The sequence below is a fragment of the Oculatella sp. LEGE 06141 genome, assembly GCF_015207605.1.
Lineage (GTDB): Bacteria > Cyanobacteriota > Cyanobacteriia > Elainellales > Elainellaceae > Oculatella.
Genome location: NZ_JADEWO010000059.1, coordinates 13,680 through 36,047, shown reverse-complemented (window position 1 = coordinate 36,047; position 22,368 = coordinate 13,680). Strand labels below are relative to the sequence as shown.

Sequence of the window (22,368 nt, the reverse complement as noted above, 5' to 3'; positions counted from 1 at the left end):
TGGCGACGGCGCTGTGGAAAGCGTTGCAGGAAGGGTTCGTCATTCCACAGACTCAGGTGTACAAGTTCTATTTGGCGGATGAAGCGCAGGCGAGTTCCACGCCGAGTGCAGAACTGGGGCATGAACCCACGGTTGCCTATCGCTTTTTGCACGACCGTGTGCAGCAAGCGGCGTATTCTTTGATTCCAGTCGAGCAGAAGCAGGCCACTCACCTCCAAATTGGCCAACTGCTGTTAGGGAACTTATCTACCGCAGAGCGGGACGACCGAATTTTTGACATCGTTAACCAGATTAATATCGGGAAACCTTTACTCAGCAATCCCAGTGAGCAGCAGCAGCTTGCCGAACTTAATTTAAATGCGGGTCAAAAAGCGAAAGCTTCTACAGCCTATGACGCAGCAAAGACGTATTTCCAGGTTGGAATTGATTTACTGGAAATTAATGCCTGGACGGCTGCCTATCGTCTCGCGTTTGATCTGCATTTTCATTTGGCAGAAGCCTCGTTGATGAGTGGAGACTTCCAGTCATTGGAGGAAACTGTAATAACCCTACTTGAGTCAGCAAACTCAACCGTCGATCGCGCCAAAATTTATGTTCTCAGAGTTGCTCAGTATTCCTTGCAAGGGCTGTTTTCAGAATCAATTCAGGCCGGATTGGAAGGGTTGCAGAATCTGGGAATTACAGTGGAACGAGAGGCTTTGAGCCAACTAGCTCAAGACGAGTTTGCTGCTGTTGAAAACCGACTGCACGATCGCGCGATCGCCACTTTGCTAGAGTTACCTACAGCAACAGATCCAACTGTTCAAGCCGCGATCGAGCTATTAATTATCCTGCAACCACCGGCCTATATCGTTTCAGATTTTGACCTGTACAGTTTTGCGACCTTCCGTGCCGTCCGTTTATCTGTCGAACAAGGCAACACGGCAGAATCCATTAAAGCGTATGCCACCTATGGATTTCTGATCGGGCTGCTGCACAGCCAGTATCAGCGTGGCCTGGAATTTGCTGATCTTGCCCTGCAATTGAGCTACAAGCTCAATAATAAGTTTCAGCAATCTGGGGCTTGCTTTATGTTAGGTTGCTGTATTCAGGTTTGGGCGAAACCAATACAGGGAGCGGCTGAGATTAATTATCAAGGATTCCTCGCAGGTCTGGAATCTGGAGAAATTCCCCATGCAGGATACAACCTGTACAGTAATATCTGCAATCGCCTATTTCAAGGTGAAAACCTGAGCGATATTGCGATCGACATTGATAACTTTTGGCTAATTGGGGAGAAACTAAAGCATGACTTTTTGCTAAGCATCCTTGCCGCCTGCCGTTTCTTTGTCAACCAGCTTGCTCAATCTCTGGATGAGCAGGAACAGATGGAAACCGCAGAGCAAGCTTGGGTTGAGCGGTCGGAGGCATTACAATCCCATACGGCTCTTGGCACGTATTACATTTTGCAAATGCATCGAGCCTGCTTAATTCAGAGTTTCAAGCCAGATGTTCATTATGTAACAGAAGGGCGTAAGTTTTTGGGGGGGTGCGCGGGATTTACCACCTCTGCTGGTTACTGTTACTATGGCTCTCTGATTCTGGTCAGCCACTATTTCAATGTGCCAGAAGTAGAACGCAACGACCTATTGCAGCAGATCGATCGCAATCAAGCGCAACTACAACTCTGGTCAGAGAGTTGCCCCGAAAACTTCCTGCATAAGTATTTGTTGGTTGAAGCGGAACGATCGCGGCTGGAAGGAAGACACCTGGATGCCCTCGACCTTTATGATCGCGCCATTGCTGAAGCCACAACGAATGGGTATCTCCAGGAAGAAGCCTTAGCAAATGAACTGGCTGCCAGGTTCTACCTCAACTGGGGCAAAGAGAAAGTTGCCGCCGTCTACATGCAGGAAGCGTACTACTGTTATGCCCGCTGGGGAGCCAGAGCCAAAACCGATGACCTGGAAATTCAATACCCCAATTTACTGCGCCCCATTCTCCAGCAAGCAGCCCAAACCCTGAACCCCTTTGAAACCTTAACGTCCATTGCGGCTCCCAAGCTTTCGATCCATAGCTCCACAACCACCAACCGCTCTTCTGGTACGAGCATCAATACCGCACTAGATTTTGCTGCCATTCTCAAAGCGTCCCAGAGCCTTTCGAGCACCATTCAACTCGACGACCTGCTGCGCCAGTTAACTCAGATCATTTTGCAGAACTCAGGCGGCGATCGCTGTGCCCTGATTCTGTTGAACCAGGGTGAATGGCAGGTACGAGCGATCGCCACACCAGACACTACCGAACTTTGCTCAGAGGCACTCAACACGTATTCCGACCTGCCGATTCAACTGATTCACTATGTCAAAAACACCCAGGAAGTAATTGTCATTGACCAGTGCCAGACCAGCCTACCCGTTGTTGATCCGTATCTGAATCAGCATTGCCCCAAGAGTGTTTTGGGCTTACCCATCCTCAATCAGGGACATTTAGTCGGCATTCTGTACCTGTCGAACCAATCTACCAGTGGCATATTTACAGACGATCGCGTTCTCATTCTCAACTTTCTCTGCACTCAGGCCGCCATTTCTCTGGAAAATGCCCAGCTCTATCAAAAAGCTCAAGACTATGCTCAACAGCTAGAACAATCTCTGGAAAAGTTACGGATCAGTGAACTTCGCTTTCAGAAACTGGCAGACAATGTGCCTGGCTTGATTTATCAGATCCGGATCAAAGCCGATGGTTCAGCTTCAACATCCTATGTCAGCTCGGGATGTCAAACGCTTTATGAAGTGGCGGCAGAGGATCTGATGGCGGGAAGACACGACCTGCGTGATTTTGAACATCCCAACGATCAAGCAGGCGTTTTGCAGGCCGTTATTGAATCCGCTCAAAATCTCACTCCCTTTCGACACGAATGGCGCATTGTTTCACCCAGTGGAACCATGAAGTGGGTTAAAGCAGCGTCTCAACCAGAACGCTGTGAGGATGAAACAGTATGGGATGGCATTATGCTCGATATAACCGATCGCAAACGGGCAGAAGAAGCGGTTCTGCAAAAATCGCAGGAACTTGAACAAGCGTTGCAGAATTTACAAATGGCGCAACTGCAAACCGTACAAAACGAAAAAATGGCATCGTTGGGGAACCTGGTGGCAGGTGTGGCTCACGAAGTGAACAACCCGCTCGGCTTCCTTAATGGCAGTATCGACAACGTTAAGGACTATGTGCAAGATCTGTTAGATCATCTGGCACTTTATCAACAGCATCATCCCGACGCGGCTGCGCCTGTGCAAGCCAATGCAAGAGACATCGATCTGGAATTCTTGCATGATGACTTGCTAAAACTGTTGGACTCAATGAAAGGTGCAACCGATCGCATTAGAACAATTAGCACCAGCCTCCGCACCTTCTCTCGTGCTGATACTGAATACAAAGTTAGCGCCAATCTGCACGACGGACTTGATAGCACCCTGCTGATATTGAAATATCGCCTTAAAGCCAATGAGTATCGGCCCACCATTCAGGTGACCCAAGACTATGGTGATTTGCCGCTAGTCGAATGTTTTCCTGGACAGCTTAACCAGGTGTTTATGAATATCCTGGCAAACGCGATCGATGTCTTTGACGAAGCCGCTCAGCACCTGTCTTTCGATGATTTAGCAGCCAAACCGCAGGAAATCACGATTCAAACCGCCGTGCTGGATGACCACAATGCCGTAGAAATTCGCATTCGTGACAACGGTGTTGGCATGACAGAAGAGGTGAAAACCAGAATCTTTGATCACCTGTTTACCACCAAAGGCGTGGGCAAAGGCACGGGGTTAGGGCTGGCGATCGCGCGACAAATTGTGACCGAGCAACACGGTGGTAGCCTGCATGTGCAGTCTGAGTTAGGTCAGGGCACCGAGTTCTGCATTCGACTGCCGCTCTCGTAGGGAACTGTACAGTCGTCTAAGCCAGGAGAGAAATGGGAGCTTTTAAGAGAACGACTGAGACGTGCTAAGCCCAACTCGAACCGCCCCCTGTTTCTCCAGATTGGGGGACTTACCGAACCAAGTCGGTCTGTCCCTCAAGTTAGGGAAGTTAAGGGGCTAATCCAGATTATTGAAGTCTTTTCAGACATCCTCTAACCCAGTTCGAGTTGTGCGATGGGTGTTCACATCAGCTAGTCGTCGCCTGCTGATATTCCTTGGTCAACTGAATTTGTTCCCAGACGGTCATCTGCCTCAAGGTTTCGGGACGAGCACCTTTGGACTGCAAAAAGGTAGCTAGTTGGTTCCGTGTAGGAAGCGAATGAAAACCTTGACGGGCGGGTTGTGCGTTGTGGACGTTCATCATATCGATTCAAATCTCATTAATTTCGTGACAATGGTCAGCAGACGTTTGCCTGCTGATAAAGCTATGTCCGGCGATCGCCAGATTAACTTCGGTTCTATTAGGTCGGGCAGTGGTTTAGGCGAGGATGCCTTTAAAGTGCTGACTGTAACTTGAACGGCACATTTGCTACGTTTCAAACATCCTCTTAGAGCGATCGTCTACTCCAGTCACCATCGCCTACTCTAATCGCAGTAGTGCGGCTGGTGCCCAGGTAAAGCAAATCGTTAACGAACTCTTCTGCTGCCATTTTCCTGCGCCTGGACGAGTTTACTTCGGGTGTAACCCAATAGCGTTCAGACGTAGGAGCTTTCCCTCGATAGATATTCTAAACGAAGGTTGCGATTGCTGCCTTCACCCACAAGAGTTAGTGGCGATCGCCATTCGGGAATCAGGGCATCACCAGTCTAACTTAAGGCAGAATTCGACTTGGATTTTCCCCAACTTTGAAATAAAGCGTTACATTGTACATATAACGTTACACACAAGCTTGTCGGTTTTTTGGTAACAGTCATCCGCCGCCGAGTTTAACTTTAACCCCTATATAAAGGCAGTTATGGATAAAGCGATCGAACTAACACTAGAACAAGAGTTTAGCCTCAGAAACTTTGCGGATCAGGTGCAGCAGATGTCCCGCGAGCAGGCTCAAGAATTTCTGGTCATGTTGCAGAAGCAGGTGATGCTTCGAGATGCAATGTATCAAGAGTTTTTGAGACACGAATGGAAGCTGGATGCCGCTTTTGAAGCGGAGTAACCACAGAAAGCGATCCGTGTTTATCAAGTTGAGCTGAATCGTCACACTATCTCAAGCTGGAGTATTACTGATGACAAATCCCACTGAGCCTTCTACACCCGTTGCCAAAGACAGAAACGCGTGGCGCTGGGGATTCACTCCTCAAGCCGAGGTCTGGAACGGACGTTTGGCGATGATTGGCTTTGTGTCTGCTCTGTTAATTGAAGTACTCTCTAGCCGGGGCTTCCTGGGGTTCTGGGGACTCTCTTAGAGCAACAGCCAACGCTGCTCAACATCATGCCTGATTAGATTTTGAGCCAATACAGAAATATGGAGAGGGGCGATGCTTGAATTGTCCTGCTTCCTATTTTTCGTGAGAAGCAAGCCTGGGGCGATCGCTGCTCCAGGTATTTCCTTGCAACCGATACAATAGCTGAATTCAATGCAGCAAAATTCTGGTTGAGTTAGTTGTTTATGGGATATGGGAAATAGGGAACTCGTCACCAGCGGGTGTGAGTGGAAAGATAGGGAAAAGGCGATATGCAACCGTTATCATACGATCGCCTATCCAGGCTCTAAAATCTATACGCAACACAGAGCGAGGCAGTCGATCAGGTTACTTTAGCAGAGGAGCTGACCATCCATTCGCCCAAGCGTGAAGATTATCCTCCCATGATTTGTTAGTCTGTTCGTCCTTGAATAGAACATCATGTTCCATAAATATCCAAGAATCAGTGTCCAACTTAACGTTAGCCAAGCTTTCAAGTCCCAGGCTCTTAAGCCGTTTTGCCACTTGGCTGCCAATCTGTAACCCCTTTACCCCTGGCTGATGTGTCTTAATCCAGGCTGCCCATAGATACAATTCAATTTTAACGGCAAGTGTCTCGGAACCATCTAGCTTGGCTATGTCACCTAATGCTACAGAGTCCAGATTTTTAAGAAGGGCGCTATAGTCACTTTCCTGCTTATCCTTACTCCACCTGTTCCAGTCATCTGAAACCAAACTATCATACTGTGTTGCACGACTGCTAAACGCTGCTTCAAACTTCTGGTTATGCATTTCGATGGCTTCCAGATTGGACGCAAGAAACGATAGCGGGTCACCTCCTCCACTTCCTCTGCCTTCACCGGCCGGCAGACCCGCTGCTTGTGAATTTGCAGCCCGATCTCCAGCGCGTGCGGTTGTTACTGTATTTCCAGCCCCCGATGCTGCCGAATTAATTGGGTTTTCTAGTTTCTCCACAACGCCTTTAATATCAACTGCGGCAATCTTCTGGCTGGTTTTGCCGAGAGCACTTTGAAGTTTGCCAAGACTAAAGCTCAGAAAAGGTTCGAGGGCGGCTGTCCCCGCAACTAAAATTAGAGTTGTAATTATTTGGTCAATAACAGCATCTTGGCTCGCCTGTTTATTTAGAGCACCCTGATATCCGCTCATAGCCGTTTGGAACGCCGCTGTGAGTCGATACACAACTTGTTTGTAAGTTGAGATCTTTTCACCGAATAAAGCTCGATACTTCAGATCAAGTTGATTGGCGGCTGTTTTTTTCTCCAGCACCTGAGTTCGTGTTTCCAGATCCTTGAGTTGGTCTGATGTTTTGTCCCTCTGTATGAAGGTAGTCGTCCTCGCCTTCCGCATCACTGCCTCGTCTTCCTGTTTGCCATCTGCACATTTGTGCTGTACGGCTCCAGAGAGCGATCGCCCCACCGACCCAGTAGGGTTAGGCATCCGCATCACCTGATCGGCGACGCGATCGGCTTCTTGCTCAAACGGGTCAGAGGGATCACTGATTGAAATGCCGCCTGCGGTGGAAGTGCCAGCCACGGCTCCATTTGCCTGTTGTACAGTATGCACTACCTCATGGGCAATCAAATGCTGACCCTCGGTTGAAGTAGGGTTATAGCTGCCTGAACTGAAGAAAATATCTTGACCTGTAGCAAAGGCGATCGCATTGACGGATTTAGAGAGGCGATCGGCTTCACTATCCGTATGAACCTTTACACCGGATAGGTCAGTTCCCAACTGGTGTTCCAAATGCTGCTGAATGCCTTGATCGAGACCACCCCCTCTGCCCATTGCAGACTGAATCTGTTGCCCAATATTTTCCGCTTGAGCGCTGCCAGGAGTTTGGCTCGATCGCTGCATTGAGATCCTATCCGCTTGGCACACCACTCCATTGTTGTGTTCACCAACAGCCCTTGGTGGGGTTGCCATGCGGAACGTTTGCAGAGCTGAAACATGAGCAGGCTCGGATGGGATGAAATTCAATGGATTGTTTAACTCTGTCGATCGCACTTGTCTTGCCAGATGCAGTGGCAGCATCGATGGGACAAAAGGTTCAGGCGCAGACGATCGCATTAGAAACACACTAGCGATCGTGTCTTGAATCGTATCTAAAAAACCAGTTTCTGCACTTTGTTTCTTAGAATCTTCGCATTCAACGCCAGTATCAATTTCAGTTGGAGGCGTTTGTTTGCGACCGTGATCGGTTTTGGTATCATAATCGTTATTTTTTCCTTGGACGTATGCTTCTAAAGCTTTGCTCTCCTGATCCATTTCACCAGACGTTTTACCAATGAAGCGTTGATGAGCATTCGCAAATTCTTGTTTGTTAATGGCAACATGCCCATCTTCGTGATTCTTCAGGGCAGAGTAGAAGCTGTCCCACGCTTTTTTGACCGGGGGACATTGCTTATCACGCTCTGCCCACCTGGGCATGGTCATAATTTGAGTCACGGTTAATGTAGCTTTTGTCGCGGGATCACCCTGGGTGCTGGTGCTAAAACTAAAGGTAACGGAACCTGCTTCGTCCGGTAAGTTGTTGGCAACATCTTCCAGAGTTTTACCCGAATGAGTAGTGTGCTGAAGCTTTGGATCTTGAACCGTCGTTGAGCCAGAGCTAGCATTTCCTCCACCTAAGGGCACAGCCGTATTGCTAGAGGTATCAAGCGGATTAATTGACGCATCGCCAGTGTCATTGACCTCTCGCATCAGCAATGTATCTTTGTCACGAGCTGCACACTTGCGCTGTATGGTTGGTTTGGTAATGCAGTCGCCAGGCGCAGATATTGATATTTTGCTGAAATCATGACCCGGAAAGGGGATTTTAAGAGATTCATTATCTGATGCAACCCCACTGGGTTGAGGGCTGAAGTTGAAGTTAGATGGTGTTGACGTATCAGGAGAAACTAGAGCCTGAGGTAAAGGCGTGAAACTAGTGACACTTGTAGACTGACGCTTAATTTCGATGCGCTCACTCATCCGAGTAACTCCTTGTAGATCAGGTGAAGTGCTGATGTACCAGCACTTGAGAATATGATTGCAACAGACAGACGATCGCTAATTGAACCCTAACTACAATTGATGTCGGAGCATATTCGACCAATGTCTATAGTTTGAAGCAAGCGTTCAGGGTAAAGTGTTCAAACCCATCCGCCCACTTCTGATTCGGTCAGCGACTTCTCAATTTTGGCGTATTCCGTTTGAGCCGATCGCAGCAAATGTTTCATCTGCACCGCTTCTCCGGCGTCGGCAGCCAAAAAAGCGGCGTTAAGGGCAATGTTGCGAATGTTGCCTCCTGCAACGTTGAGTCGGGCTAGCTTGGCTGGATCTAGCCCTTCAGTGGGTGTGCGGCTGGGGAAGACGCGTCGCCAGATTTCGGCGCGTTGGCTGGCATCGGGAAAGGGAAACTGCACCACAAACCGAATGCGGCGCAAAAAGGCCGTGTCGATCGCACTCTTCAAGTTGGTCGTCAGGATGGCTAAACCGGGATAGCATTCCATCCGTTGCAGCAGATAGCTGACTTCAATGTTGGCATAGCGATCGCGGCTATCTTTTACCTCGCTGCGTTTGCCAAATAGAGCATCGGCTTCATCGAACAGCAAAATCACACCGCCATCTTCGGCGGCATCAAACACGCGCCGCAGGTTCTTCTCGGTTTCACCAATGTACTTGCTCACCACCGACGACAGATCAACCCGGTACAGGTCGAGCCGCAGTTCGTGAGCTAGCACTTCCGCCGCCAGGGTTTTGCCGGTGCCGCTTGCCCCGGCAAACAAAGCACTAATCCCCAGCCCCCGTGACCCTTTTGTACCAAACTCCCAGGTTTCATACACCGTCGCTCGCTGGCGCACATGGGCAGAGACTTCGTGCAAAATCTTAATTTGTGCCTCCGGCAAGACCAGATCAGACCAACTGGCGATCGGTTCAATTCGCTGAGCGAGTTCATCCAGGCGCGGACGGGCTTGAATGCGGCAGGTATCCCACAAACGGCGGCTAAGGTCTGGTGCGGCAGAGGGACTGGACGGTTGACCGATCGCTGCATGACAGGCGCTGCGAATGGCTGTTGCGTTCAGGTCAAACTGGGAAACGAGTTGCTGTACTGGCCCATGCAACTCGCCGTTGAGAGAAGGCACCTGCTGGGTTAACAAGTCATGCCAGAGGTCTTGCTGCTCGATTGAGGTTGGTTTTTGTACGTCAAAACTAATGACCGGACGATGGGGCAGATGCAGGCGATCGCGACAGGTCATCAGCAGCAACCCAGGCGTGCGCTCCAGCAACCGGGACACCGTTCCCATTCGCGCCGCATCACTGCTGTCCAACACCTCGCCATCCAGTAAAAGTACACTATTACTTAAAACCGAATCGCGCGTCCATAGCCGTTGGAGGCTTTCAATTTCAGCCGGGGTAGAGGGCACCAGTGCAGCAGGCAAGCGACAAAGACCAAAGCCTAATAACTCGCAAGCGGTGGTAGCAATGCTCTGTTTACTGCTGGCATCGGCACCGCATAATTGGACAATCGGCGGCTCCGCTGCGGTGGCCGCTGTTGATAACACCAGCGCCACTTGCTCGGCCAGGTGTTGATGAGAGGGCACTAATTCGGCGACAGCGGGCATCGGTTCAATGAATCCAACTAAGCCTTCGTCTAAATAACGTGTGCCCACTAAGTAGTGCAAGATGCGTTCGGTAATGCGTAACGGGCTGAGCGTCAGGGTAATTCCCTGACCAACTTCAATTAATCGATGACGACGCAGCGGTGCAACTGGGGTCAGCGCCTCCCAGTGAGGTTGCGGCAACACCGCCAGCGCCAAACTAAAGGTGGGATAGGGGCGTTGTGGATCGTGCTGCGCTTCGGTGCAAAGGCGGAACAATGTAGCATCCAGCTCGACTCCCGCACAGAGCAGCAGCAGATCGCGTTCAAAGGGACTCAAGTCAAACATCTGGCTGAGGCGATCGAGTGCAGAGGGAGTAGGCATGGCGGCTCTTGCTGCCTCTATGTCCTGCTGTAACTGTTGCTGATCACAGATCAATGCTTCTGCCCCAACATAGCCAGCCAGAGCATTGCGAACAAACGCCAAAGACGCTGAGAGATAACGCTGGTTTGCAGCCTGCCAGTGTTCAAGAGCCGTCATCATTTCAGTTCTACCTGAGGGGAGCCAGGTTCTCCAGTAACAGCCGGATGTAAAGGACTTTGGGCACCGTCTACCTGTAGCTGTACCCAGTAGGTACCTGCCGGTAGGGCGGTAACGGGAATGTGTAGAATGTCGGCATCGGCATCGTGGGGTTGAACCGCAAAGGGGTAAATGCGGGCTGGATGCGTTGAAACGCAGCTTAGCAACAAAAACACACGCTGGGATTTGCCAACACGGGGTCTGACGTTCACAATGATGGTTGCAGCATACAAGTCTTCTGAATCGGGCTGAGCCTGGTCTACAGAAGCGGTGATCAGGGGATGCACTACAAAACTCGCAACGTTTGATTCCAGTGCGGACAGTGGAGATAATGACTGGCCGAGAGTTTGATGTACAACTTGAATGCCATGCACGCCAGCCAGCAAGTCGGACGGTAGAATGACGCTAATCGTTTGGGGTTGTACCTCCTTTGGTTTTAGAAGTGCCGATCGCCCAACCATACGCAGTTGCGTAATATCACTTTGGAGCCGTTCACCCTGGAGGAGAATCATACTGCCTGCTGTAATTGGCTCTCCAGTGGGAGTCGTTACTTTCTCGATGAGAGGTTGCGGCAATGCTGCCTCCAGGGTTGGTGTTGTGTGACCCGGTTGCCGACTTTCAATGAGAACCATAGAAGCACGATAGGCTGCCGATGGACGGTAATGGGTTTGCAGGGCAGACCAGAGTTTGGAGGTTTCCTCCATGTTAAAGAATTCAGTATTGAGTTTGATGGAGCCTACTCCCTTAACCAGATCGGGAATGGACACAGTGGTTAAAGCTTGGGACAGAACACCAAAACTGCTCACGGCTGCCGCACGCTGCAACGCATTAACAAACATCTCTTGCCCAATTACAGGCAGGTCGTGCAACAACTGCATAGCGTAACCCAGGAGTAATTCGGCCTGAAAGTCTTTTGCGCCATAGGCTGTGAGTAAGTAGTGCAAATCTAAAGCCAGGGGTGGCTGGCTAGACAGGGCACTGGCACGATGGCTCTCAGGCCGATCGCGCCCAATCCAGTCGGCGTTACGATTTTGGCTCACCTGATACAAAAATAGGTTGAGCTGTGGCCGTTCGTCACTGCCAACCGAAATGCGATCGGGGGGAATTGCAGTCACCAATGTATCACCCATACTGGTGGCGATCGCGTCGTTTGCCAGTCCATTCTCCAAAATATCTTTGAGCACTGCAGTAACGGCTGCAATGACAAGTGCATTGCTCATGAATTCCTTTCTCAGTGAGGCACCGTTGATCTCTCGGTATCTCTCGTTGGCTTCCTTAGAGATACTTACATTCATTGAAGCGGAAAATCTCTAATTTCGTTGCAAATTGTAAATCTAAGAGGGTCGTCTATAAAGTAGCGAATGTGCTGCATTGCTCCCTAAATCCCCCATTCTGGGCTGCGACGTGTGCTCAGTCGAACGGGGACTTTGAAACCGAACAGACTCAGAAGTCCCTCCAGCCCTCCAGTGTTGGGGCAATTTGGATTGTATTCAGCACCTTTGAACCATCCTGAGCCAACATTAAGTCTCCAGCCCTATGCTAATGGACGCTGTTTCTCTGTGGCTAAAATATTAAAATTTGTATTGGATGCCCATCTATAAACGTGCTGTCAACGTCTCAGGATTTTGGCGGATTGAGGAACCCTGGACACCCATAGACGAGAATAGACGAGAGTGGTTATACAACGAACTACCCTCGTCGAACCTGACATCTTACAGCAGTTCTCAATCGAGTCAGCCACAGTCTCGCCAAGATGGGTGTGGGGTGCAGGGTTTGAAGTGTGGTGAATGCAAATGAAAATGTAAGAAGTTATTTCTGCCACCATACGAACGTTTATCCTGAATGTAGAATTCTGTAACCCCTCATGATGGAGATGAGTGAAGTGCAGATTCGGGAAGATGACTTAACAGGTAAGGCGATCGCTGATTTTCTCCGAGAACATCTCGAAGAGATGCATACAATTACTCCTCCTGGAAGCGTTCATGCTCTTGATTTAGAGACATTGCGATCGCCCGATGTCACTTTCTGGTCAGCCTGGGAGGGCGACGAATTACTGGGATGTGGAGCATTGAAAGCGCTAGATGCAAGCAGTGGCGAAATCAAATCAATGCGTACCGCCAAGGCTCATCGCGGCAAGGGTGTTGCCTCAAAGATTCTTGAACACATCATCAAAGTAGCCAAACAGCGTGATTACGATCGCCTGAATTTGGAAACAGGGGCTTTACCGGAGTTTGCCCCAGCACGAGCCTTGTATACCCGATATGGGTTTGAGTACCGAGATCCCTTTGGCGAGTATACAAACGACCCAAACAGCGTGTTTATGACAAAAGAACTTTAGATCGGCGGTTCAGAATAATGCATTTCTGGCAGATCGTAGACAAAGGCATGTAGGGTTCTCTTTTGAGCGTTGCCATCTGAGTAGCACAACCGTCACACTGCATGGGTTTAGCCTTTACTGAAAAAGCCCTGAACCTTACTCCACAAACGTTGTGGGTGTGCCACCTGACGAGCCTGACACTTGCGTAAATGCAACTGACAGTTGACATAAAAAGGAGAATTAGGTTGAGCCAACTCGATCGCCGTCTGATAACACTCAATCGCGGTATCTAACTGCCCTAACTGCTCATAACAGAGTCCCTGGTGGAAATGGACGTTACCTCTCACGGGCAAGTCGAGTTTATGGGATGAGGATGCCGCATGATACTCATGCGCTCTGGCTAAAAGTTCTAATGCTTTGTCGTAATTACGCTGCTGCTCATAGTATTCGGCTTGGGCAATGACACTTTTCACCGTCTGATTCAGACTGGAACTCGGCAAGTGTTCCACTCGTTCATATAACGCCCTTGCTTCTTCCAACAGTCCTACTTTTCTGAAGTGAACCGCCAGAGGTAGTAACTGATCGCCATCTTCGACCGTTTGACAATCTGGAAAAATGGCTTTGCAGCGATCGATCGCCTCTTCAACCTGACCGCGATTGTAGAGTGAGATAATCAGGCGACGCGCAACCCTAACTCGTAGTCTGGGTTCTAATGTCTCATCTTCTAGCAAGGATTTGAGCAGGACTTCAGCCTCCTCTGGTTTTTTCTCCCTGAAGCGATCGCACGAAGCCAGGTAGGTACTCCAAAATGGAGGCAACCAGCTTTCATCATAGGGACGAGAGAACTCGCCAGTCTTCCTCAAGAAAAAGGCAATGCTGCTGTTAACAATATCTTTGGTGTAAACCTGAATGATGTCACCTGATAAACGGCGGGGAGTTGGCTCGTTTTCCGGAATGGGGGTGACTGCGAAATTAGGCTCATCTACTAGCTCAAATCCCTGAATTAAAGGATTATCACCCGTGAGCCATTTTTCCATCCAGTACTGATCGGTATACAGCAGGTTTTGTTCATAGTAGGTGCGATCGGTCTTGTTAAACTCGGTGGTTAAAGCCGCCACTCCGCCCGGTTTTAGCACCCGATGAATTTCTGCATAGACCTGATACAGGTCTTTGAAGTTATTAACATGTTCAATGGCACAACAGCTCCAGATAAAATCAAAACTGTTGTCGGGATAGTCGATTTTTGTCATGTCCATCACGTGGACTCGGAGGCGATCGCGCCGATAGGGGAAGCGGCTTTGTTCAAACACCTCCTCCGGCCTCATGGCCGCCGTTGCCCATGATTGTGAACTGTAGAGATCGGTTGCAGTTACTTCCTTGCAAACATTAGAAAAAGCAAAAATTAACCGCTCACGCCCAGAACCCAACCCCAACGCTCTGCTTTGCTCATTCAGCAATCCCAACGTTTGCAGCCCGGTATACACCTGGGTAAATTCCCACGTCTTGCGATCTTTGATCCGAAATTGCAGCAGCGTGTAGGCTGCGTGGAATTCAGGCTTTTGCCAATCTGCAATGTCTGCAACTTTGCAAAACTGCATGGTTATGTCTGGGTGTGAGAGGTTTACATTCGTGGTTCATCTTACACGGATTTTAGGGTTGCCGTGTAGGGGGAACCGTTCACACACAGAGGGTGAGGTGGGAGCCGTTGCTGGTTTTGCTGACTTCGATCCGGGTTTGAAAGGCCGATTTGAAGTTAGGCATGTGGGTAACGGTGAGGATGCAGGCGAAATCGTTGGCGATCGCATTGATAGCGGCAATCAGGCGATCGCACCCCGCTTCATCCTGGGTACCAAAGCCTTCGTCTACAATCAACATTTGCAGGGCAGCACCCGATCGCTGCGCTAACAGGCGGGCTAGAGCCAGCCGAATGGCAAAATTGACTCGGAACGCTTCTCCGCCAGAGTATGTTTCATAGGGACGAGTGCCCTGAACATCGGCAATGAGAATGTCTAGCGTGTCGATCAGTTTGGCTGGATTGCGAGCCGTGCCCTTGCGCCGTCCTGACCGCTGGGTGACAAACTGGACATGAAGCTGATTAGCGCTGAGCCGCCCTAAAATCTGGTTGGCCTCTGCTTCAAGCTGGGGCAGCACGTTTTCAATCATCAATGCCTGAATGCCGTTTTTGCCAAAGGCTTGCGCCAGCTCTTGATAGACACGGCACTGCCGCCGCAACGTTTGCACCTGCTGCTGTTGCTGCTCATACTGTTGTTTCAGCGCTTCGATCTGCTGCTGCTGCTGCTGGAGGCGACCCAGATGGGCAAGCTGTTCGTCGAGGCTGGCTCGTTGTTGCTGCATGCGGCCTTCGAGTTGCTGAATGTCGTGCCGATGGTCGGGAGCGTGCTGGAGCTGCGTGGTGAGGTTGACGATGTGTTGCTCGATCGCGGCAAGAGCCTGTTTGCGGTTGGCCAGGATATCTTGCAGTTCCAGCACCCGTTGCTGGGTTTGCGGGTAGTGCTGCTGCGCCTGTCCCCACTCTTGATAGCGCAACTGCCACGACTGCGCCTGTCGCGCGGCACGACGAACAGCAGTGTGACGTTCCACATCGTATCCAATCTCGGCTATGTGCCGATCGATCTGGTGGATTTGCTGCTGCAAAGGAGACTGGTCAACGCCGCCGAGCTGCTGCTCTAGCGCTGCAATTTTGGACGCTAAGGCGGGCTGACGTTCGGCAATCTGCGCTTGCCGCCGCTGCGCTTGCCGCACTTCCGCTTGTTTGATGTCTGCCCAACGCCAGCGATCGGCTTCTCCACGGGCAAGGGCGTGGTTTTTGTCGTCGTAGTTCAGCTCCTTCAGGCGTTGGTCGAGCCAGTAGAGTTCTTCTTGCAGGTCGGCATCGACGGTTCCGGCTTGCAGCGATCGCTCAATTTCGGCGTGTTCAATTTCAATTTGTTCCAGTGCCGTTTGCACGCTGCCAGCGTAGTGGAGCTGCTGTTGCAGTTGGCCTCGCCGCTCTAACACCAGGTTGTACTGAGCTAATTCCTGTTCGACATCCCGATATTCCTGCCGCAAGATTTGAATTTCGCGATCGGATACCGAGAGCTGTTCTCGAATCACCCAAATCTGATTCTGAATCTCTTTTTGCTTAGTTTGATGCCGTTCCAACACCAGGTTCCAGTGATGCTCATCCAGCGAGCGATCGCACAGGGGGCAGGGCGGATAGGCCAGGGTAGAAGACGGTGGATGGAGGTCAACTGTAGAGGCGAGGGATTGGGATAACAGGTTGCCCTGTTCGATCGCCTGGATGGGTTGCGGTACGCTTCTGCCGTTGGGTTGGCCGTTGCCAGGTGGGGTGCCCCAGTTGTGCCCCTCAACTCCTCGCTTCAACATTTGAATTTTGTGGTCTAGCTCGGCCAGTTGCCGTTCGTAGTCGCGTTGCCGCTCCTGCAACCGTTCCAGGAAACTGCGCCGCTCCAACCCTTTCTCGCGCACCTTTTGCTGGTAGGTGCGGCGTTCTTCCAGGTGTTTGATTTGTGCCGCCACATCCAGAGCCGCTTGCTGAAGCTGAGGCTGGCGCGATCGCTGAATATGAAGCTGCTGTGCCGCAGACTGAAGTTCCTCCAACCGAGCGCTGAGTTTGGCATGGCTGCGATCGAGCTGGGTTTGTAGTTTCTGTCGATGTTGCAACATGGGCGAAACCTGCGCCTGAAGCTGGTCTAGCTGGCTCAGGCGCAAGCGTGCCTGCCGCAGTTGCTCAACGGCTGCTTCAATGTCGGCGGCCTTGCTCAGGGTGTGTTGAATCTCCTGTTCTTGCTGCTGTAAGGCTTCTAGTTGCGCCTGAGCCTGCCGCAGTTGGTCTTTGAGCAGGTTGGTTGCTTCTAGCTGCTGCTGTTGCAGCGCTTGCCGTTGGGCTTGAGCCGCTTGATGCGCCTGAAAGCGGCTGGTAAGGGCTTCTTCCTCGGCCTGGAGGCTGCGGAATTGGGCATACCCGGCGGCGATCGCGTCTCCGTCGTTCAGGATCGTATCTAGAACCTGCTGCTGCTGTTGAGCTGCGGTGAGTTCCTGCTGCAAGCGATGGCAGTCTTGGGTAAGGTGACGCTGCTGCTGCTGCTGTAGGGTGAGCTGCTGTTGCCAGGTCTGCCGCTGTTGCTGTACACCTTGGAGCTGCCGCAGTGTCTCAGCATCAGCCTGTTGCTGCTGCTGCATTTGAGCAATTAGCGCTTCCAGGGTGGCTTGCTCGGCGGCAATTCCTGCTTCCTGTTGTAGCTGGGTGGCAGCCGTTTCCAGAGTGCGCTCCAGCAAGCTTAATTCGGCTTTGTGTTGCCGCGATCGCTCCTTGGCCTGTTCGGCCAGAGCATCATACTGGTTCAGCTTCAGCAGATCGGCTAAGATCTGTTTTCGTTCGCTGGGGCGCTTGAGCATAAACTCGTCGGCACGCCCCTGGCGCAGATAGGCCGAATTGATAAACGTTTCGTAGTCGAGCTTGAGATGTTGCAGGATAAGATGCTGTGTGGCTCGAATGCTGCGCTCAGTCAGGCTGCGAAAGCCATTGGGTGTTTCGACCTGGAACTCTAAACTGCTGGTTTGTCGGCGATAGCGGGTGCGGATGATGCGATAGATGTGAGTATGGCACTGGAAGGTAAAATCGACTGCTGTTTCGGTTGCGCCTATGTGAATGATGTCGTCTTCGGATGAGGCGCGACTTTGTCCCCACACTGCCCAGGCGATCGCTTCTAGCAACGACGATTTTCCAGCACCGTTTGCGCCACAGATACAGGCGACGTGCAGACCACGAAAATCGAGCGTGGCCTCACGATAGCTCAGGAAGTTTTTTAGCGACAGAAATTGCGGGATCATGCAACCAAGCGACCAAGCACTTGATTATAAGTTAACAGTACGAATGCACTTTAATACAGATGATCCGGGCATTTGGGCGAAAATTGCTGTAATTTTGCTGCGATCGAGGGTGTTTTGAGTCGGGATAGGACAACGAGACACAATTGTCACTCATCCCAACCAGGGGAATGAGTAGCAGCGGTAAACACTGCCACTCAGTTCATGGGATAGTCGATCGCCCTACCTCGAAGGGGAACCGTCGTGATGCAGATACTTGGTCAAGATGCTGATGTAACTCCCCGACGGCAGGGTTGATAACAATCGCTGGCGTTGCTCCTCACTCTCAGGAGAGGCGATCGGCTTTGTCCAGTCTCCCGCTTCAGCAAACCCCCGTCGATGTAAGTTCTTGATGGTGTCTATCACATCCTGCTTGCTTCCCAGCAATAGCACTCGTAACGGACGACGATCGCCACTGGCAACCGGGATGACCTGATGCCGTTCCGGTTGTGACTCTACGGTGCGATCGCGCTCCATCTGAGCAATGAAATCAGCCATGATACTTCTCCTGTTTGGCTTACGGGTAAGGAAAGCCAAAAACCTAGCCACCCCGCATATCATTGAAGCGCAAAGCAGGGTGGCTTGCAGGAGTGGTAAGATCTCCCAAGCCTCCGCGTTGGCCCGATCAACGTGGGGGTCAGCTATCCTTGGCGGTTGCCGCCGCCCTGGATAGCGCTTGACTAGATTTTTGGTGTCTGGTTGCTCTGCTGTGGTTTACACCACAAACAACCTAACTCATCACGGTACGGGATTTGTCTGGCAGAGTCAATACAGAGAATGGAGGGAGGGGGGGCGATCGAGTGACTGGCCACTTGTAGTTTGTGATACTTACTCGACTTTTGTATGGAGCAGATGGGCGGGTGTAGCGATCACACTACCTTCCGACACGCCACGACAAAGGGGAAGCAGGAGACACGATCCGTCCCGATGTCGCCGGAGTTGAGAGAATGGTTGAGGAGTATCGGAGCGATCGTCCTATCTGTTGCCAGGGCAGTGAGGGCGAGGGCATATCTGTCCAGAATCTGCCAATGCCATTTTGCGAGCAGCCTTTAAGCGGTTAGGGATTGAGGGGTTCCAGCATCCGGTAGTACCCCTGTATAAAATACATCTTAATGGTGCCAATGTTCTACAGAGATGGATTGGGCAGATCTGCGGAATCTTGCTGTTGATCTACCTGAATTAGGGTAGATCAACAGCAACCCCGCTGTTGATCTAGTCATATGGGATGGATCTACAGCAAAGTAGCCGTTGATCCATCCAAATCTGGGTAGATCAACAGCAAAGCTCTGTAGAATAAATTGTTATACGGCTCAGGCTATTGGTTGAGACAGTACCCAAACTCGCTAGTTGGAAGTTCGGCGTTAAGCTGCTTTCAAGTTGGGGAGACGATGCAAAATTAAGCACTCAGGAAGCTATGTGGGAGAAGCTCGAACTACCTTTCATTTGTGAACGGATGGTTGCATTCTCCATTCCACAACAACAGGTAGCTTGGGTCATGGCTTGGGATGCGTTGTTTCAGGTCACTTTAGCTCCAGAGGTTAATGTTTTATCGGTTTTGCATGGCGAGGAGGAGTTGGATAAAGTCTTTGACGAGGATAGAAACCTCTTGATAATTGGCGAACAAGTTTATCCACTGCTAGGGCTGTACGGGGGCGTTCCAATCTTGGTCAATGAGCTTGGCGATCAACTGTCTCTAGAACCCAACCAGGATAGGTTAGTAGTTTTGAACGGCGAAGGACAGGTTAAACAAGCCATTGAGTTTTTTGACTTATCAAACGACTGGCGTTGGGCAACGTTTTCAGCCAATGGTCATTACTTGTTAATTGGGGTGCCGTATGATCTTTTTATCTACCAGTGGCGATCACCGTATAACAATGCTGTTGCAACGGATTGAGTCATCTACTGGTGGTGAGTTAAAGTTATTTGCAACCGCTGAACAGCAACGTTAGGACGCGCAAAACCCAGCATGCCCTGTCGCCTCTCTCATGAACGCCTGATGGGTTTTGTCAAGGGCACTCTGGACGGCTGGACTTAGAGGAAACGCAGCATGAACCGATTCACTGGCGGTTGCCTTTGCGAGAATATCCGAATCGTGGCATTGGGGCTCCCGTATCGCGTTGGGCTTTGTCACTGCCTCGACTGTCGTAAGCATCATGGAGCGCTTTTTCACGCTTCTGCGGTGTTCCCGCAGAATGCAGTGACGATCACGGGCGAAACACGCGACTACGCTGGGCGGTTCTTCTGCCCCCACTGCGGATCGTCTGTTTACTCACGCACCGCAGACGAAATCGAAGTGAACTTAGGATCCCTGGACGCACCTGATCAACTTAGGCCGACTTACGAACTTTGGACAATCCGACGCGAATCTTGGTTGCCCCCTTTTTCGCTCACCAGACAATACGAGCGTGACCGTGAGTCCACGGGTCGCTCAGAGGAGTAGACGGGCACGGCCTAACAATCCGCCTGGAGCGGACTGTTGGGAGATATTGTTAGTGTTGCAAAGGGTACTTGCAGCCGCTCATCTCAACCGTTCGACCGCAAGATTACTGGTTGAGACGGTTTATCAAGTTTGTCTGTTGGCCTTCAGTATCAAGGTACTATGAAGCTAGCAGTAGGACAGTATTTAAGCCTGTTTGTGGGACAATAGTAGGTGATTGAGCAGTTAACGGAAACTCAAGAAGAACAGGTATCGTTATATCGACAGAAATGGCAAAGAATTGCCCTAATTCCAGCACCTACTAACCGTTTACTTGCTAAAACAGCAGTTCAATCTGTTTATACAGTCCTAGATTTATCTACGCCAGCAATCTTATTCCGAGCTAGTCCTTGTGCAGCAATAGGAACTGTTACATCATCTCAGTTCGGCAACTCCCTGGCTAAGGCTATCAAAAATCATTACAAGCAGTCACTCTTCAAACAAGTTACCAGCCAACTTAGCTACCGTCTTTATCAAGAATTGCACAGAAGATTTTTGTGGGTGATGCACACTAAGGTATTGCCCATTGAATTCGCAAACCAAGCGTTACTATACCCTTTAATCAAATCCTTACCGAGATCGCAACGTAATAAGCTGAAAAATTGTGTCAAGCCTGAACTATGGGTATTACATGGAGCTTTACTAGATTTTTGCATTTCGGTTCTTTATTGTGAACATAGCCTGGCTAATTGGCAAGCGTTTCAGTTGTTGACTCAACATTGTGGTTGGATCTATCCATATAAAGGGGTTTGTGTGATTTGCGATCGCCCCTCTCAATTCAGTTTCAAGCTCAACTCATCCTCGTCCTCATACTTGGATTTAGATTTAGAGATGGTATCGATCATGTATAACGATGGCAGCAATTTGCATCATCTTTACGATGCCTCGAAAGATTGGTTGCTGATGCGTTTAACGAAGCAGAATATATTGACCGATTCTTATACCGATAGGTAAGCGTTGCAGTCGAACAAGTCGATGAAGCGGACGGTTGAAAGATCTAGGTGGAGTTGCAATGACCATCTGCTGCCGCTTATCTTAGTCGTTGCGCGGCTTCATAGCACTGGTTTAGGCGATATTTTGAGACTGTCGATTAGGTTGATGTCGTGAACTCAGTGTTAGGATTCAGGAATTAAAACTGAAGTAAGGAGTCAGGCATGATGCAAATGCCAACCGATCAATACGTTGACGTGGATGGAATCAAAACGCGCTATTGGTCTGTTGGTGCAGTAGGCAGTCCAATTCTTCTGATTCATGGTGCAGGCGGCTCGGCTGATTATTGGTACAGAAACATTTTCACGTTGGCACAACAGCACCAAGTTTACGCCTTGGATTGGGTTGGTTCAGGGAAATCTGATAAGCCCGCAGCAACATACACCTATGATGATTTGACACAGTTTGTAGCGCAATTTATGGATGCTGTGAGTTTGTCGAGTGCAAACATGGTTGCCACTTCAGGGGGCGGTATCATTGCGATGAAGCTCGCATCACGATCGCCTCATCGAGTCCAAAAATTAGTTCTATCTGGGAGTGCAGGTTTAGGGAAAGAGCTTGGATTTGGGATGCGATTATCTGCCATTCCTGGTATTGGTGAAGCACTAAACCGTCCAAGCCGTTCGACTGCAAAATTTCTCATCCGCCAGTGTGCTTATGATTCAAAGGCATTTTTAACGGATGAATTTGTCGATCTGGTGGAGCGGAACTTGCCTCTAGAAGTGTTACAGTTCCAACTTCGCACGTTTCGCACTTCTGCGAATTTCTGGGGGATGAAGCCAGAGTTTCTAAGCAGTATTCGCGACAGTTTACCAAAAATTAAAGCGCCAACCCTTGTTCTATGGGGAAAGCAGGATCAAATTACCCCTGTGGGTGGTTCTGAAGTTGCGGTGAATGAAATTCCTGATGTAAAGTTACACTTGTTTGACAAGTGTGGACACTGGGTCTATTTGGAACATACAGATGCGTTTAATCAATTGGTGCTTGAGTTTTTGAGAGATTGAGTAAGTGCCAGCCGCCCAACAATTCCGTTGCACACCGACCGTTGAGAGATAGTCGGTTGAGTCCGAGAAGTTATCTGCGGCGGGTGAACGGTATCGTTATGCGGCTGAAGTCCCCGGTGAAGGCAATCCCTGTAACCCTCGACTAGCATTAAGT

15 protein-coding genes are annotated in these 22,368 nt (G+C 50.2%); 9 read left to right on the top strand and 6 right to left on the bottom strand.

The annotated features are described in order from the left end of the window. The 4 genes from IQ268_RS26315 to IQ268_RS26300 all read left to right on the top strand — a co-directional run. A partial coding sequence (locus tag IQ268_RS26315) for an ATP-binding protein (protein ID WP_193885434.1) occupies positions 1 to 3,917 on the top strand: 3,917 nt, incomplete at its 5' end. A gap of 358 nt (positions 3,918 to 4,275) precedes the next feature. Then, positions 4,276 to 4,473, top strand: coding sequence for a hypothetical protein (locus tag IQ268_RS26310; protein WP_193885425.1), 198 nt, complete (start codon positions 4,276 to 4,278; stop codon positions 4,471 to 4,473). Positions 4,474 to 4,912: 439 nt separating this feature from the next. Then, positions 4,913 to 5,110, top strand: a complete 198-nt coding sequence (locus IQ268_RS26305) for an NblA/ycf18 family protein (RefSeq protein WP_193885423.1) — start codon at positions 4,913 to 4,915, stop codon at positions 5,108 to 5,110. Between the two features lie 70 nt (positions 5,111 to 5,180). Next, the gene (locus IQ268_RS26300) at positions 5,181 to 5,360 is read left to right on the top strand and encodes a chlorophyll a/b-binding protein (RefSeq protein ID WP_193885421.1); all 180 of its coding nucleotides are present in this window, start codon (positions 5,181 to 5,183) and stop codon (positions 5,358 to 5,360) included. Between the two features lie 345 nt (positions 5,361 to 5,705). Here IQ268_RS26300 and IQ268_RS26295 read toward each other — a convergent pair whose 3' ends face one another. From IQ268_RS26295 to IQ268_RS26285, 3 genes are all read right to left on the bottom strand, one after another. Then, the gene (locus tag IQ268_RS26295) at positions 5,706 to 8,348 is read right to left on the bottom strand and encodes a DUF4157 domain-containing protein (RefSeq protein WP_193885420.1); all 2,643 of its coding nucleotides are present in this window, start codon (positions 8,346 to 8,348) and stop codon (positions 5,706 to 5,708) included. 161 nt (positions 8,349 to 8,509) lie between these two features. After that, the gene (locus IQ268_RS26290) at positions 8,510 to 10,498 is read right to left on the bottom strand and encodes an ATP-binding protein (RefSeq protein WP_193885444.1); all 1,989 of its coding nucleotides are present in this window, start codon (positions 10,496 to 10,498) and stop codon (positions 8,510 to 8,512) included. Further along, the gene (locus tag IQ268_RS26285; RefSeq protein WP_193885418.1) at positions 10,498 to 11,757 is read right to left on the bottom strand and encodes a DUF4255 domain-containing protein; all 1,260 of its coding nucleotides are present in this window, start codon (positions 11,755 to 11,757) and stop codon (positions 10,498 to 10,500) included. The genes IQ268_RS26290 and IQ268_RS26285 overlap by 1 nt, the downstream gene beginning before the upstream one ends. Before the next feature lie 653 nt (positions 11,758 to 12,410). Between IQ268_RS26285 and IQ268_RS26280 the strand changes: the two genes are divergently transcribed. Beyond that, entirely contained in the window at positions 12,411 to 12,875 is a 465-nt protein-coding gene (locus tag IQ268_RS26280) for a GNAT family N-acetyltransferase (protein ID WP_193885442.1), read from the top strand. A gap of 107 nt (positions 12,876 to 12,982) precedes the next feature. On the opposite strand, the gene IQ268_RS26275 is transcribed toward IQ268_RS26280, so the two are convergent. From IQ268_RS26275 to IQ268_RS26265, 3 genes are all read right to left on the bottom strand, one after another. Further along, the gene (locus IQ268_RS26275) at positions 12,983 to 14,452 is read right to left on the bottom strand and encodes a methyltransferase domain-containing protein (protein WP_193885416.1); all 1,470 of its coding nucleotides are present in this window, start codon (positions 14,450 to 14,452) and stop codon (positions 12,983 to 12,985) included. 79 nt (positions 14,453 to 14,531) lie between these two features. Continuing rightward, positions 14,532 to 17,708, bottom strand: a complete 3,177-nt coding sequence (locus IQ268_RS26270) for an AAA family ATPase (protein ID WP_193885414.1) — start codon at positions 17,706 to 17,708, stop codon at positions 14,532 to 14,534. 219 nt (positions 17,709 to 17,927) lie between these two features. Beyond that, positions 17,928 to 18,242, bottom strand: a complete 315-nt coding sequence (locus tag IQ268_RS26265; RefSeq protein WP_193885412.1) for a hypothetical protein — start codon at positions 18,240 to 18,242, stop codon at positions 17,928 to 17,930. An 820-nt stretch (positions 18,243 to 19,062) separates the two neighbouring features. Here IQ268_RS26265 and IQ268_RS26260 point away from each other — a divergent pair. From IQ268_RS26260 to IQ268_RS26245, 4 genes are all read left to right on the top strand, one after another. Further along, a complete protein-coding gene (locus IQ268_RS26260; protein WP_193885409.1) occupies positions 19,063 to 19,638 on the top strand; it encodes a hypothetical protein in 576 nt (191 codons plus the stop codon). Positions 19,639 to 19,791: 153 nt separating this feature from the next. Continuing rightward, entirely contained in the window at positions 19,792 to 20,184 is a 393-nt protein-coding gene (locus tag IQ268_RS26255) for a GFA family protein (RefSeq protein WP_193885407.1), read from the top strand. Between the two features lie 210 nt (positions 20,185 to 20,394). Beyond that, the gene (locus tag IQ268_RS26250; protein WP_193885405.1) at positions 20,395 to 21,174 is read left to right on the top strand and encodes a hypothetical protein; all 780 of its coding nucleotides are present in this window, start codon (positions 20,395 to 20,397) and stop codon (positions 21,172 to 21,174) included. Between the two features lie 209 nt (positions 21,175 to 21,383). Next, positions 21,384 to 22,214: an alpha/beta fold hydrolase gene (locus IQ268_RS26245; RefSeq protein WP_228035747.1), complete on the top strand. Its 831-nt coding sequence runs from the start codon at positions 21,384 to 21,386 to the stop codon at positions 22,212 to 22,214. Positions 22,215 to 22,368: the final 154 nt, after the last annotated feature.

Excerpts from the sequence above, each read along its gene's own strand:
- IQ268_RS26310 (WP_193885425.1), top strand. The coding sequence starts at position 4,276 with ATGAAAACCTTGACGGGCGGGTTGTGCGTTGTGGACGTTCATCATATC.
- IQ268_RS26305 (WP_193885423.1), top strand. The coding sequence starts at position 4,913 with ATGGATAAAGCGATCGAACTAACACTAGAACAAGAGTTTAGCCTCAGA.
- IQ268_RS26300 (WP_193885421.1), top strand. The coding sequence starts at position 5,181 with ATGACAAATCCCACTGAGCCTTCTACACCCGTTGCCAAAGACAGAAAC.
- IQ268_RS26295 (WP_193885420.1), bottom strand. The coding sequence starts at position 8,348 with ATGAGTGAGCGCATCGAAATTAAGCGTCAGTCTACAAGTGTCACTAGT.
- IQ268_RS26290 (WP_193885444.1), bottom strand. The coding sequence starts at position 10,498 with ATGACGGCTCTTGAACACTGGCAGGCTGCAAACCAGCGTTATCTCTCA.
- IQ268_RS26285 (WP_193885418.1), bottom strand. The coding sequence starts at position 11,757 with ATGAGCAATGCACTTGTCATTGCAGCCGTTACTGCAGTGCTCAAAGAT.
- IQ268_RS26280 (WP_193885442.1), top strand. The coding sequence starts at position 12,411 with ATGAGTGAAGTGCAGATTCGGGAAGATGACTTAACAGGTAAGGCGATC.
- IQ268_RS26275 (WP_193885416.1), bottom strand. The coding sequence starts at position 14,452 with ATGCAGTTTTGCAAAGTTGCAGACATTGCAGATTGGCAAAAGCCTGAA.
- IQ268_RS26270 (WP_193885414.1), bottom strand. The coding sequence starts at position 17,708 with ATGATCCCGCAATTTCTGTCGCTAAAAAACTTCCTGAGCTATCGTGAG.
- IQ268_RS26265 (WP_193885412.1), bottom strand. The coding sequence starts at position 18,242 with ATGGCTGATTTCATTGCTCAGATGGAGCGCGATCGCACCGTAGAGTCA.
- IQ268_RS26255 (WP_193885407.1), top strand. The coding sequence starts at position 19,792 with ATGAACCGATTCACTGGCGGTTGCCTTTGCGAGAATATCCGAATCGTG.
- IQ268_RS26245 (WP_228035747.1), top strand. The coding sequence starts at position 21,384 with ATGCCAACCGATCAATACGTTGACGTGGATGGAATCAAAACGCGCTAT.